The sequence below is a fragment of the Actinomadura rayongensis genome (assembly GCF_009831215.1).
Classification (GTDB): domain Bacteria; phylum Actinomycetota; class Actinomycetes; order Streptosporangiales; family Streptosporangiaceae; genus Spirillospora; species Spirillospora rayongensis.
In genome coordinates this window covers 252,771-266,237 of sequence record NZ_WUTW01000002.1, presented here as the reverse complement: position 1 = coordinate 266,237, position 13,467 = coordinate 252,771, and the positions used below count along the sequence as shown (strand labels likewise).

The 13,467-nt window shown below is 74.9% G+C and carries 10 protein-coding genes; 2 read left to right on the top strand and 8 right to left on the bottom strand.

Annotated elements, in window-relative coordinates; translation table 11 throughout:
* Positions 1 to 69: 69 nt before the first annotated feature.
* Both GQ466_RS10605 and GQ466_RS10600 read left to right on the top strand, forming a co-directional pair.
* Positions 70 to 966 carry a glycosyltransferase family 2 protein gene (locus tag GQ466_RS10605; protein WP_161102714.1) on the top strand — a complete coding sequence of 299 codons (897 nt, stop codon included), beginning with the start codon at positions 70 to 72 and terminating at the stop codon, positions 964 to 966.
* A gap of 82 nt (positions 967 to 1,048) precedes the next feature.
* The gene (locus GQ466_RS10600; protein ID WP_161102713.1) at positions 1,049 to 1,903 is read left to right on the top strand and encodes a hypothetical protein; all 855 of its coding nucleotides are present in this window, start codon (positions 1,049 to 1,051) and stop codon (positions 1,901 to 1,903) included.
* A 219-nt stretch (positions 1,904 to 2,122) separates the two neighbouring features.
* On the opposite strand, the gene GQ466_RS10595 is transcribed toward GQ466_RS10600, so the two are convergent.
* The 8 genes from GQ466_RS10595 to GQ466_RS10560 form a co-directional block, all read right to left on the bottom strand.
* On the bottom strand, positions 2,123 to 3,439 hold the full coding sequence (locus tag GQ466_RS10595) for an RCC1 domain-containing protein (RefSeq protein ID WP_161102712.1): 1,317 nt from the start codon (positions 3,437 to 3,439) through the stop codon (positions 2,123 to 2,125).
* Entirely contained in the window at positions 3,436 to 4,755 is a 1,320-nt protein-coding gene (locus tag GQ466_RS10590; protein ID WP_161102711.1) for a ParB N-terminal domain-containing protein, read from the bottom strand. The genes GQ466_RS10595 and GQ466_RS10590 overlap by 4 nt, the downstream gene beginning before the upstream one ends.
* Entirely contained in the window at positions 4,739 to 6,343 is a 1,605-nt protein-coding gene (locus GQ466_RS10585) for a polysaccharide biosynthesis C-terminal domain-containing protein (protein ID WP_161102710.1), read from the bottom strand. Before GQ466_RS10585 ends, GQ466_RS10590 begins: the two co-directional genes overlap by 17 nt.
* The gene (locus GQ466_RS10580; RefSeq protein ID WP_161102709.1) at positions 6,330 to 8,399 is read right to left on the bottom strand and encodes a hypothetical protein; all 2,070 of its coding nucleotides are present in this window, start codon (positions 8,397 to 8,399) and stop codon (positions 6,330 to 6,332) included. The genes GQ466_RS10585 and GQ466_RS10580 overlap by 14 nt, the downstream gene beginning before the upstream one ends.
* Before the next feature lie 96 nt (positions 8,400 to 8,495).
* Positions 8,496 to 9,899, bottom strand: coding sequence for a GumC domain-containing protein (locus GQ466_RS10575; protein WP_161102708.1), 1,404 nt, complete (start codon positions 9,897 to 9,899; stop codon positions 8,496 to 8,498).
* A 14-nt stretch (positions 9,900 to 9,913) separates the two neighbouring features.
* Positions 9,914 to 10,780: a sulfotransferase domain-containing protein gene (locus GQ466_RS10570; RefSeq protein WP_161102707.1), complete on the bottom strand. Its 867-nt coding sequence runs from the start codon at positions 10,778 to 10,780 to the stop codon at positions 9,914 to 9,916.
* On the bottom strand, positions 10,777 to 11,967 hold the full coding sequence (locus GQ466_RS10565) for a phosphotransferase (protein ID WP_161102706.1): 1,191 nt from the start codon (positions 11,965 to 11,967) through the stop codon (positions 10,777 to 10,779). Before GQ466_RS10565 ends, GQ466_RS10570 begins: the two co-directional genes overlap by 4 nt.
* The gene (locus GQ466_RS10560; protein ID WP_161103815.1) at positions 11,967 to 13,367 is read right to left on the bottom strand and encodes a hypothetical protein; all 1,401 of its coding nucleotides are present in this window, start codon (positions 13,365 to 13,367) and stop codon (positions 11,967 to 11,969) included. Before GQ466_RS10560 ends, GQ466_RS10565 begins: the two co-directional genes overlap by 1 nt.
* Between the last annotated feature and the right edge of the window lie 100 nt (positions 13,368 to 13,467).

Sequence of the window (13,467 nt, the reverse complement as noted above, 5' to 3'; positions counted from 1 at the left end):
CGCCCATTTCGCCGTCCGCTGTGCGGGAGAATGGCCGCGAGACCTTCCCTGAGCCCCTGAGGTAGCCGCATGTCGCCTTCAGTCGGAGTCATCCTCCCGACGCATGACCGGCCCGAACTGCTGCGCCGCGCGCTGGACTCGGTGCTCGCCCAGGAGTACGACGGCGACCTGCGCGCGGTGGTCGTCTTCGACCGCGCCGAACCTGACGCCTCGCTCGTCTCCGATCGCGTGTCGGTGCTCGCCAACACCCGCTCGCCGGGCCTGGCGGGCGCCCGCAACAGCGGCATCCTCGCCCTCGACACCGACCTCGTGGCGTTCTGCGACGACGACGACGCCTGGCTGCCGGGCAAGCTCGCCGCCCAGGTCCGGGCGCTGGAGGAGGAGCCGGACGCGGTGCTGTGCAGTTCCGGCATCCGCATCGACTTCGACGGACGCGAACTGCCGCGCCTCGCCGGGACGACGCGCGTCACCTATGACGCGCTCCTGCGCGACCGGATGATGAGCGTGCATTCGTCCACCTATGTCGCCCGGCGCGCGGCGCTGATCGACATCGGCATGGTGGACGAGTCGATCCCGGGCAGCCAGGGCGAGGACTGGGACCTGGCGCTGCGCGCCGCGCGCCGCGCGCCCGTCGTCAACGTGGACGAGCCGCTCGTCCGGGTCCTGTGGGGCCTGACCTCGTACTACGCGCAGGCGTGGGAGACCAAGGTCGCCGCGCTCGAATGGTTCCTGGAGCACTACCCCGAGATCGGCCGGATCCCGGGCGCGGCGGGCCGGGTCTACGGGCAGCTCGCGTTCGGCTGCGCGACGGTCGGCCGCCGCCGGGACGCGCTGCGCTGGTCGGTCCGCGCCCTGCGCGCCAATCCGGCCGAACGGCGCGTGCCGTTCGCGCTCGCCGTCGCGTCGGGCGCCGTGTCCGGCAAACGCGTTCTCCTCGCCCTGCACACCCGGGGCCGCGGGATCTAGTCCGGCTTCTGTCATTTGCCGTCGTTTCGTCGTCCATGCCGGTACTGTCGGCCCGTCATCTCTCGTTTCCTGGAGCCGTACCGTGGACCTCTCCCTTCGCCGTCTCGTCCTCTCCGGTTCGCTGGTACTGGCCCCGGCCCTCGGCCTCACCCCGCTGCTCGCGTCGTCGGCCGAGGCCCGCGCCGGGGTGAACCTCGACGCCATCGCCGAGGACATCATCGAGAGCGGCTACTACGTCGACGCGCACGCCCGCTACCTGCGCACCGACCGGGCCCAGGAACTGCTGCGCTCGGCGCAGGCGCGCGTCGTGCCGGTCTTCGTCGCCGTCGTCCCCGCCGGGAACGATCCGGACGCGATCATCGCCGCGCTGCCGGGCAAGCTGGAGCGCAAGGGGACCTACGCGGTGCTCGCCGGGAACAAGCTGCGGGTCAAGTCCGACACGCTGCCCGCCGCGCAGGTCAACGGGGCCTACGCCAGGTCCCTCAAGGCCTACCCCGGCAAGCCCGACCGCGCGCTCGTCGCGTTCATCCGCACCCTGCCGGTGTCCAAGTACGCGCCGCCCGCGCCCGGCAAGCCCGGCAACAACGGCAAGCCCGCACCCGAGGCCGGGACGAAGCGGACGACGCTGGCGGAGTCGCAGCCCACCGCGCCCGCCAGCGGCTACCGGCCCGCCGACCGGGACGGCGGCGGCGTGCCGCTCTACGCCATCGGCGGCGGCGTCGCCGTGGTGCTGGCGGGCGGCGGCGCGGCGTTCCTGCTGGCACGCCGCCGCCGCGCGGCGTCCCGCACCGCCGCACCGCAGCCGACCACGGTCCCGGCAGCACAGGACGGACCGCCCCCCACGCCCCCGGCAGACGGCGCCCCGAACACGCCCCCGCCGCCCGTCCCGGCCCCCGGCCCCGACACCCCCGCCGCCCCAGGCCCCGACGCACGCTAGCCGCGCACCACGACCGGACGCGCGCTAGTCGCGCGCGGCACGTGCGGACGCGCGCTTGCCGCGCACCACGTGCGGGGCACGCGCTCGTAGCGCGCGGCGCGTGCGGACGTGCGCTGGTCGCGTGGCGCGAGCCGACGCGCTGGTCGCGTGGCGCGAGCCGACGCGCTGGTCGCGTGGCGCGAGCGGACGCGGTGGTCGTGGGGCGGGTGTGGGCGGGTGCTAGTCGCGTAGGACGAGCAGGAGGTGGCGTTCGCCGACGCCCACGGTCAGGACGGGCCGTACTGTGTCGCCGTGTGTCATCACCAGCGGGCCGGGGCGGCTGCGCGAGACCTTGTTGCCTGCGGCGAGCTGTCCGCGTCCGCCCGCGCCCCACGTCAGCGGGGCGCCGTCGGTGAGGACCGCGACGCCGTACGCGTCGCCCGCGTCGATCTGCTCGACGCCCCGCAGCAGGGGGCCGTGCGCCGCGACGACGGGCACGGGGACGGTGTGGGGGCGCCAGGAGCCGTCGCCGAGCTGGCCGGCCGTGTTGGCGCCCCAGGCGACGACCGTGCCGTCCCGGAGCAGCGCGTAGTTGTGCTCGTCCGCGGCGCTGACGGCCGTGACGCCGACGAGCCGCCCGTTCCCGTGCACGCCCGCGACGACGACGGGAGTGCGCCGGTCGCGGCGCGTGCCGTCGCCGAGCTGCCCGAGGTCGTTGCGGCCCCAGGCCACGACACGGCCCTCGCGCAGCAGCGCCAGTCCGTGCTTGCCGCCCATCGCGATCCGCGTGACGCCCGTCAGCCGCGCCGCGCCGTGCGGTCCGCGCACCGGGACGGGCAGCGGCCGTGACGTGCGCGTGCCGTCGCCGACCGTCCCGTAGGCGTTCGAGCCCCACGCGACGACCTGGCCGTTCGTGCGCAGGGCCAGCTCGGTGCGCCCGTCCGCGGACACGGCCGCGACGTCGTCCAGCGGATGCTTGCCGGACGTGCCGAGCACCGTCGTGGGCGTGCGCGGCGCGGGACGCCGCCCGATGCCGCGCTGCCCGTCGGCGCCGTCGCCCCACGTGACGACCTGGCCGTTCGCGCGCAGGGCCATCGAGAAGTCCCCGTCGGCGCTGATCGCCACGGCGTCGTCGAGGACGCCGGGCCCGCCGTCGGGCGCCCGGACGGGGGCCGGGAGGGGCCGGTCGCGGACGGTCCCGTCGCCGAGCTGCCCGTGGTCGTTGGAGCCCCACGCGACGACCGTGCCGCCGTCCAGGAGCGCGAGCGAGTGCCGCCCGCCGCCCGCGACGGCCCGGACGCCCGTCAGCCGTCCCCGGCCGCCCACACCGGCCACCGGCGTCAGCGAAGGAACGGACCCGTCGGCGGGGCTGCCGAGCTGCCCGTCGGTGTTCAGGCCGCTGGCCCAGACGGTCCCGGTCGTGGCCGCAGCCACTCCGGCCGGGGGACGGGGCGTGGGCGGGGGGACTTTGGCGATGGGACGAGGCGCGCACGCCGCGGTGACGAGGACCAGGGGAAGGGTCGCCAGCGCGGCGGGGGAGCGGAGCGCCGAGATCATGCCGTGCGGACGCAGGCGAACAGATGCCGCTTGTAGTTGTCCTCGTAGGGCGGCCGGGCGTCGTCGTCGGGGCCGAGGTCCACGATCTCGTCGAACGTGGTGTTCTCGCGGAGGAACCGCGCGACGTGCGCGGGGTCCCAGCCGCGCAGCGACTCGGCGAACCACGCCTCGTTGTCCTGGCCGGTGTCGAAGAACAGGACCCGTCCGGTCGCGCGGTCGAGCAGGCGGATGAGCTCCTTCTCGTCGACCGAGCCCCGGCCCAGCACGAAGTGGTGCAGCAGGCTGAAGCACGACACGACGTCGAACGCCCCCGCGTCCCGGCCGCCGAGGAACTCGACGCAGTCGCCGGTGCTGATCGCGCCCGCGGGCAGCCCGTAGACGGCCTTGCCGAGCGGCACGGCCAGCGGGTCGCGCTCGATGCCCTCGGCCGCGAAGCCGTCGGCGGCCATCTGCGCGACGAACCAGCCGTAGCAGCTCGCCACGTCCACGTACCGGCCGCCCGTCACGCCGCGCTCGGCGAGGAACGTCCGCATCTTGGCGAGGCGGTCGGTGCACTGCCGGACGGTCGTCCACCCGTCGCGCAGCTCCGGCGCGTCGATCGGCTGGTACAGCTCGTGGGTGCCGTCGAGCCAGCTCATGCGCAGCAGCAGGTCCTGGAGCGGCGTCGTGACCGGCAGCCACTTGGCGACGACGTGCGCGCCGGTCGCCCCGCCCATCGCGGCGATCGCGAGCCGGTGGTGGCCGTCGAGGATCTGGTAGTAGTCCGAGCCGCGGACGGGCGCGACGAGGACCGGGTCCTGCGGTCCGCTCTGCTGCGGGCGCGGCCCGGCGTCCGGCGCGCTCTCGCCCCGGTACCGGGCGATGAAGGCGCGGGCCGCCGCGACGACCCCCGCCTCGTCCCCGGCGCCGAAGTAGTTCCCGCCCGCCGCGACGCAGCGCAGCCCGAGCGCGCCGTACCCGCTGGCGAGGATCTCCTCGTCGGTCAGCTCGCCGCGTTCGTCGGCGAGCCGCAGCAGGCCGACGTGCGGGCCGTCCAGGAACGGCGTCGACGGCCACAGCAGGTCGTCGGTGCGCTCGGCGAACTCGCGGGCGGTCCAGCCGCCCTGCGCCCCGACGAGCAGCCGGTCGAGCCGGACCGGCACGCGCCACGGACGGCGCAGCACGGCCGACGACACCGCGACGCGCGCGGCGGCCGGGATCGGCAGTGAACGGCCCGCGTCCACGAGCCGTCCGTACACCGGCCCGCTCGGCGCGAGCCCGCTCTTGCGCAGCACGGCGCGGGACTTGCGGCGGACCTGGTCAATTCCCGGGGACATGGATGCTCCTCGCAGATGCAGGGTCGGGAACCGCGATCGCGGTCTTCTGGCCGCCGCGTCCGGGCAGCAGAGAAGTGAAGGCGGTCAGGGCCAGCCGCTCGCGGCCGAACCAGAGAAGGACGAGATAGAGGACCGTTCCGGGCACCAGGCCCGCGAACAGCGCGCCGGCGCCGTCGCCCGCCGCGAGCCGCACGGCGAGCGGCACCGCGCCGAAGCAGGTCAGCGCCGAGCCCGCCGCCCACAGCAGCCCCGAACTCGCCGGGCTCATGCCGAGGATGCGGCGGACCTGGACGAGCGCCAGCGCCGTCCGGACGAGCAGCCCGCCGGCGCGGGCCAGCGCGGCGCCCGCGATCCCGAGCGGGGGGATGAGCAGGACGTTCAGCACGAGGTTCACGGCGAGCGCGGTGCCCTGGTTGGCGAGGCTCAGCCCGCTGCGTCCGGCCATCAGGAGCATGACGTCCCGCGCGCCGGTCGCGGTGGCGACCAGCATCGCCATCGCCAGGATCACGGTCGCGATCTCGCCGGAGCCCGCGTACCGCTCGCCGAACGACCCGACGTACACCGGGGCGCCCACGGCGATGGCCAGGTGGACGGGCCAGCACAGCGCGAGGTTCCAGGCCGCGCAGACGGCGAAGATCCGCTGGGCGCCGGCCTTGTCGTCCAGCGCCATGAGACGGCTGACGGCGGGCTGCATGACGTTCTGCACGGCCTGCGTCGCGAGCTGGCTCACCGGGATGAACCGGGTCGCGGCGGTGTAGATCGCCGCCTCCGTCGGTGAGCTGAGCGCCGCGACGAGCACGATGTCCGCCCGCTGGAACGCCGTCTGGCAGATCTGGGCGATCGACCGGGGCGCGGTGAAGCGCCAGAAGTCGCCCGCCAGCAGGCGGAACGGGACGGGCTCGGCACCGTCCCCGGCGGCCTGGACCGGGCGCCGGGCGATCCGCCGGTACCAGACGATCGCCGCCAGGAGGCACGGCAGGTAGGGCGCGACCCAGGCGAGGGCGAGCAGCGCGGCGTTCCCGGAGACCTGCGCGGCGGCGACCACGCCCGCGACCTGGAGCGCCTGCCGGACGATCTTGTCGATGAGGACGGTCGGGCGCTGCGCCCCGTGCCCCCGCGTCACCGCCAGCAGCGCGTCGTGCGCGGCGGCGATCGGCAGGAAGGCGGCCAGAACGCGCAGCATTCCGGCGACCTGGTCCGGGTCGTCGGCCCCGATGTGCCCGGCCGCCCACGGCGCCGCGAGCGCCAGGGCCAATCCGCCGGCCGCCGCCGTCGCCAGCACCGGGACGAGCGCGATCGGCACCGTCCGGCCGGCCGCGCGCCGGTCGCCGAGGGCCAGGTGCCGGGGCAGCCAGCGCAGCAGGCCGGCGTCGGTGCCGAGCCCCGCCACCGCCGACAGGATGAGGAACAGGGACGTGGCGGCGAAGAACGAGCCCGCGAGCCGCGCCGAGTACAGGTGGGCGATCACCGAGACGATCGCGATGCCCTGAACGCCCGCGAAACCCGCGCCCACGAGGTTCAGCGCGCCGCCGCGCGCCAGCTTGTTGAGGTTCGGGCCGCCGCCGGATCCGGCGTCAGGACCCGGCATGCCGGCCCGCCTTCCGCGCGGGCTTGCCGTAGCGCGGCTTCACGGGACCGGCGTCCTCGGCGGGCGCGGCGTCGTCCGGGACGTCCGGCTCGTCGGCCAGATAGGGGGTCAGGTCCTCCTGCGTCCGGGTCGCCGCGGGCTCGACCGGCTGGTCCGGCGGCTCGGCGCGCTGCTTCTCCCGGTCCGACCAGCCCGCCACCTCGCTGGCCGGGACGTCGCGGGGCTTCAGGCCGTGCGTGCGCGAACGGTCGGACACGAGCGGCAGGTCGCCCTCGGGGGTCGCCGCCGCCGCCGACAGCGTCGGTCCGGGCGGCGGCGTCGCCGAGCGGGCGCGCGACCGGCGGGGCGGACGGTCCGCGACGACCGGCGGCTCCGGGTCGGGGATCGCCCGCAGGGTCTGGGTGACGTCGGTCCCGTCCGCCGCGTCGTCGACGGGAGCGCCGGCTTCGGCGCGATCCCGCCAATGCTCGCGTTCGTCGACGGGGACGCCGTGGACGACGGGCTCCTCGTCGGCCCAGGCGTCCCGGTCGTCCGCCGGGCCGGGAAGGGGGGTCTGTGCCGCCGGTTCCTTCTTGCCGCTCCGCTTCGCGGGCCGGCCCTGGTCGGGCGGCTGCAGGAGCGCGCCGAGGACGGTGGCCCCGGCCCGCTCGGCCTCGACGTAGGCCTGCCGCAGCTCCTCGCGGGTCGTGACGTCCTGGTCCACGACGAGGACGACCGCGTCGACGAACGTGCAGATCGCCTGCGCGTCCGCGTCGTGCAGGCTCGGCGCGTTGACGACCAGGTACTCGCTGCGCCGCCGGAGCGTCTTCACGGTCTCGCGCATCCGCGGGCCGCTGAAGCGGTGCGCGGCCTCCCGCGCCCGGGCCCCGCGCGGCAGCAGGCGGAGCTGGGAGTCGGTGTGGATGAGCAGCGTCGCCGGATCCGCGCCGCCGATGAGCGTGTCCGACAGCCCCTTGCCGGGCCGGACGCCGAACAACGTCGTGATGTCGGCGTCCTCGGTGGTGGCGTCGATCATGATCGTCTTGGCGCCCGCGTAGGCCAGCGCCACCGCGAGGTTGGCGCTGGCGAGCCGCGCGCTGCCGCCGGGCGTGGCGTTGGTGACGAGCAGCGCCACCGGCGTCTGCGGGGCGGTCGCCACGACGGCGGCGCGCAGCCGCCGGTAGCCCTCGCCCGCGGGACTGCGCGGCGCGTCCACGAGGACGAGGGAGTCGCCGTCCGCGCCCGCCGGAACGGTGCTGAGCGCCCGGACGCCGAGGCCTTCGAGTCCCTCGGCGTCGCGCAGGCGCTGGTTGAACCGCTCGCGCAGCAGCATGATGACGAGCCCGAGCAGCAGCCCGCCGATGATCCCGCCGACGCCGTACATCAGCGCCCGGGTCTTGCCGGGGTCGTCCCCGGCGCCCGCCGGGGTGATGACCTGCCCGGGGTCGACCGGGGTGCTGGCGATGTCGTTGGACTGCTCGTCGATCACGCCGAGCTGGTTGGTGTAGGCGGTGATCCGCTGCCGGAGGTAGGCGCGCTGGGAGCCGCGCGCGATGGTCAGCTCCCGGTTCGCCTCGCGCAGGGCCCGCTCGACGCGCGCCGACTGCGCCTTGAGCTTGCCGAGCCGTCCGTCGACGACGGCCTGGGCGCGCTGGCGCCGGTACTCCAGGTAGGCGTCGGCGAACGCCTGCGCGCCCGCCCCGGCGTCGGCGGCGCTGTTCGCGGTGTAGGTCAGGTTGAGGACCTGGGTGTTGGCCGGCACGGCGACCGAGACGGAGCCGCCGATGTCCCGCCTGAGCCGGGCCCGGGCGATCTTGGCGACCGTGTCGGTGCTGACGAGCTGCGCCTCGGTCTCCAGGTTGATGAGGTCGTCGCCGCGGCCCTCGGGCGAGTAGGGGTTGCCGTCCAGCGGGCTGACGAGGACGGTCGCCGTCGCCTTGAACGGCTGCGGCAGGAACAGCCCCGCCGCCGCGCCGAGCGCGCCGCAGATCACGATGAGGGAGATGAGGAGGACGGCGTACCGTCGAAGCAGGGCGGGAAATTGCCCCTGCGGCTCGGCCGTCGGTTCACCTGCCACGATGGCCCCCTCTGCTGGTGCTGTCCGCGCACGTCGCCCGATAGGTCACGACTTTAGCCGCGTCTGGTGGAATAGCGGATTCATTCACGTTGACTCTCATTCGCGGGACGGCGCGGTGAGGACGAGGCCACGGGCGGGGGTCGCGGCGAGATCGAGCGCGAGGACGCCCGCCGCGACCTCGCGGTCGAGCGCCCGCCCCCGTTCGACGATGACGAGCGTGAGGTCGCTGGCGACGGCCGCGCTGATCGTGTCGGCGCCGTTGAGGTCCGGGGTGGCGATGAGCACGAGCGCCGACTCGCGGGACGCGGCGCGCAGCGCGGCGGCGAGATGCCGGTCGTCGTCGCCCCGGACGAACCGCACGGGGAACCCCAGGGGAGGCGTCACGACCTCGGCGATGTCGCGGTCGGCCCCGGCGGCGCGGACGAGCAGCACGGTCGTCGCCGATCCGCCCTCGGTGCAGAGTTCGGCGAGTTCGTGGGCGACGGCGACGGCGGTCGCCGGCGGGGCGCCCGCGACGAGGACCGTCCGCGCCTCGGCGTCGAAGATGATGTTCCGCAGCCGGCGGCAGACCTCGCGGTGGCCGCCGTCCATCGCGGCGGCCTCGACCATGATCGGCAGCCGGCTGTGCAGGCGGATGTCGGCGGGACGGCGGATCCGGCGCGGGCGGCGGGCCCGCGCCAGCGCGTACAGCACCCAGATCATGAACCCGATGCCCACGCCGTCGGCGATGGTGACGTCGCGGTCGGAGCCGTCGCGCGCGGCGGGGCGGCTCGCGGAGCGCAGCACCTCGCCCGGCTGGACGACCTTGCTGTCGAGCTGGGAGAGCTGCTTCTCCACTGTGCCGATCTGCTTGGAGATCTCCTGCCGGCGGGTGCGGGCGGTGAGGCGCGTCGGCTCGTTCTCGTCGCCGGGCAGCGCCTTGAGCTGCTTGGTGAGCAGCGTGACGTACTGCTCCAGCGCCTCGCGGTTGCGCTGCTGCACACCGCCGAGGATCTGCTGCCGGAGCGTGAGGTAGGCGTCGGCGACGGTCTCGGCCCCGCGCTGGGCCTCCGTCGGCGTCCCGCCGCGCACGGAGATCGTCAGGACGTGCGTGCCCTCCGGCACGGTCAGCCCGATGCGGGACTTGAGGTCCGCGCGGGACCGGCCGGCGAAGCCGGGGAAGGTCGCGAGCCGGCGCAGGACGTCGTCGGACCAGGCGAGCTGCGCCTCGGTGTCCATCGTGGCGTCGCGCGGGGGACGGCTGTTGTCGTCGAACGACGACCCGATCGTGAGCCCGGGATGGAGCGTGACCGGCGGGGCGAGCACGGACGTGGTGGAGATGTACCCGGGCGGTCGGCTCACGGTGACGGCCGCCCCGCCGACGAAGCCGAGCAGCAGCGCCGCGGCGAGCGTGACCTTGTGCCGCTTGAGCGCGCCGACGTACCGCGTGACGGGCACGGCGTCGGGTGCGAGCGGTGGTTCGGCCTCCACCCGGGAAGGACCGAGGCGGCGTTTCCTCATGGCGTTCCCGGAGGTCAGACCCGTCGCCAGGCCGGTTCCTCGCCGATCAGCTCGGCGAGGCGGTCGTCGTGGGGCCGGTAGTGCTCGGTGAGGCGTTCGAGGAGGTGCGGGGGCAGGGGCGAGCCCGGCCGCGCGTTGTGCCGCTCGAAGGACGGCGGGCGCCACCGGGGGAGGTCGAGGAAGTCGAGGATCCGGTCGTAGACGGCTTCGGGTTCGCTGAAGAAGTCCTCGGCGAACGTCACGAGCACCCGCTCGCGTCCGAACAGGGCGTACAGCCGCTCGATCTGCTCGGCGTACTGCCCCCGGTCGATGTAGGAGTGGTGGCGGTGGCTGTGGCTGACGTACGCGGGATCGGCCTTGATGCGCTCGACCTCGCCCGCCAGGCGCTCGGGTTCGAGGTCCAGCGCCCGCTCGAACGGCTCGGTCTCGAACCCGCGCGCCAGTTCGTGCTTGTGGGCCGAGTAGGCACGTTCCACCGGGTCGCGCAGCAGCGCGATCAGCTTGACGCCGGGCAGGTCGGCGGCGATGCGCTCGGCCGCGAGCGGGTGGTGCATGTAGTACCCGGCGGACTCGAACGCCAGCGGACGCGCCGCGCCGTCCGGGCGGCCGGCGATCGGCCGGAGGGGGAAGTGGCCGCGGTACCACCCGAGGCCGCGCGGATAGTTGACGTCGAAGTAGTGGACGCCCTTGTGGAAGTTCGGCGGGACGACGGACGGGTGCGGCGCGAGGGCGCGGAACAGCGACGTGGTCCCGCCGCGCTGCGTGCCCACCATGAGGAAGCCGGGCAGCATCCGCGCGCCCGCGGTGAGCCGGCCGGCGGTCCGGGTGGCGGCGCGGCCCGCGTCCTTGACCCACTGGGGCGCGTCGCTGCGTGAGATCACGAAGTCCTCCCGGGACCGGCGTGGAGCAGGTGGAGGAGCCGGTCGGCGTCGGCGCGCAACGGTTCGCCGATGGGCTCCTGCGCCGCGAGCAGGTAGCGGCGGCACAGTTCGAGCAGGTAGAGGTGGACGGTCGCGTCGGCGTCCGCGCCGGTCAGGCCGACCGGCGCGAGCGCGGCGTCCGCGCCGTCGGGCCAGGCCGCGTAGGCGGGACCCGGCTGGACCCGCATGGCCTCCTGGAGCCGGTAGTGCAGCAGGTCGAACCCCGCCGGGACCGGACGGGCGAACCGCTCCCAGTCCCAGAGGCGGAGGCGGCCCCGGTGCCAGGCCATGTTCCAGGGCGTCCAGTCGCCGTGCCAGGCCCCGAACTCCAGTGCGCGACCGCCGTGCGCCTTCTCGACGTCCGCGACGACCGCGGTGAACCGTTCGCGCTGGTCCGCGTCGGCGATGGCAGCCGCGTCCCCGGTCACGCTCGCCCAGAACGGGCTGTCGCGCAGCACGGCCCGTTCGGCGCCGCCGACCTCGAACAGCGCGCGCATCTCGGCGACCGGCGCGTCGCCGCGCGGCCGTCGGCCGAGCGCGCTCGTCGGCAGCGGCTCCAGGACGAGCAGGTCCATGCCCTCCCACGCGCCGTGGTGCAGGACGCGCGGGACGTGCACGCCCGCGGGCGGGTGCTCCGCCAGGTAGGCGAGTGCCGCGGCCTCGCGGGCGATGAGATCACGGGTCGTGGGATTGTCGCCCACCTTCACGAACGCCACCGGCTCACCCCCTGGAGAGAGGACGTGCAGGATCGGCTTGCGGTTGGCACGCGCGTTGCCGAGACCGATGCTGACCACGACCGGCCGTCCGAGCAGGTCGGCGAGACGGTCCTCGACGGACGGCCCGCCGCCGGTGATGCGCAGCCGGTCCCTGAGCCGCCGTTCGGGCAGCCCGGTGCGCACGGCGGTCGCGACGAGCCCGCGCGTGACGCGTTCCCGCAGGCCGAGGTCGTGGCTGTAGCGGCGCAGCGCCGTCGCCGCCGCGCGGGGCAGCCCGGCGGGGACGAGCAGGCGGGGCCGTTCGGCGTCGGGGAGGAACGCCAGCTCGCGCCGCGCCCCGGCGGACTCGCCCGGCGCGACGGCGGCGACGTGCGCTCCGGGCCACAGCGCGGCCGTGGCGCCGACCCAGGCCTGATGCGTCTCGGCGCCCATCACGCGGCCTCGGTGAGGGCGGGGCGGCGGCCGGCCCGGCGCCCGTTCTCGGTCCGGGCGTCGCGCTTCGCGCGCCACATCAGCGCGACCGCGATCATCACCGTGTACAGCGGGACCTCCACCAGGTCGTAGACGAAAAGGAAGAGCGCGCAGGCGAGCAGCACGCAGCACCCCGCGATCGAGTAGGCGCTCGTATCTCGCCAGTGCAGGGCGAAGCGGATGAGGAAGAACAGGCAGAACGCGACGGTCCCGACGATCCCGTTCGCGAAGATCAGCAGCCAGATGTGGCCCTGGGTGCCGAGCGGCGGCGGGGCGCACGCCTTGCAGCCGGGCAGGGCGCCGCCGCCGACCTGGCCGAGGTCGCCCTGGACGTCCCGGGTCGAGCCGAAGCCGACGAGCGGGGAGCCGCTGAGGGCGCTGCGGGTCGTCTCCTCGGCGAGCAGGGAGCGCCGGTTGTTGCTGTGCGGGTTGTCGATGCGGTCCTGGACGAGCCCGGGGAGCGGCGACAGCAGGACCACGATCGCGCCCGCGAGGATGGCGCCGCCCGTCCAGGCGATCAGCCGGGGCCCGCCGACCTGGACGAGTTTCGCGATGCCGAACAGCCCGATCACGCCGAGGGAGATCCACAGGCCCCGGTTCAGCGAGTACACGACCGCCCACAGCGAGGCGACGACGATGAGCCCGCCGAACACCCGCCGGATCGGCTTGGCCCGGACGATCCACGTCAGCACGAAGTACGGCAGGAAGAACGCGTACGCGGCGCCCCACGTGTTGGCGTAGGCGAAGGGGGCCATCGGACGCGGCTGCTCGAAGCCGAGGATCGTGTCGATCTCGGCCGTCTTCGGATGGACGATGCTGTGGATGAAGGAGTTGGAGCTGAGCCCGTGCGGCAGGACCAGCTCCATCGCGGACGTGAGCTGGACGCCCGGCAGGAACGAGCCGAGCAGGCCGCCCGCGGTCGTGACGACGAACATGTAGCCGAGCAGCCGGCCGATCTTCCCGCTCGGCAGCTCCCGTTCGCCGAGGTTGCCGATGTAGAGCAGGACGATCGTGAACGTCAGGTACCAGGCGAGCCGCCAGCCGAACACGAGCAGCCGGCTCGCGCCCCCGCCGGGCACGGCGCCCGGGGCGTCGGCCCACAGGACGAGCACGCCGAGCACGACCCAGGCGACGAAGAACAGCCAGACGCCGAACCCGCTCGGCGCGACGAGCCGGCCGCGCCGCCGCCACAGGACGAACGCCATCGGCACCGCCATGAGGATCGGCATGACCTGGGCGAGGCCGAGCAGCCACCAGACGGGATAGCCGAGCAGGGCCACCGTGATGGGCCAGTCGGGCTCCGCGCGCCAGGGCAGCAGCCGCGGACCCGCGGAACGGGCATCCCCCGCGACCGCTCGCATCCCGGTCACCGCCGCTCCGTTCTGAGTTTCCACGCCGACGCGGACCCGCGACGCCGGGGCCGTCGCGACGGGCCGGTTCGCGGCCGGTCGGGACGTCGCT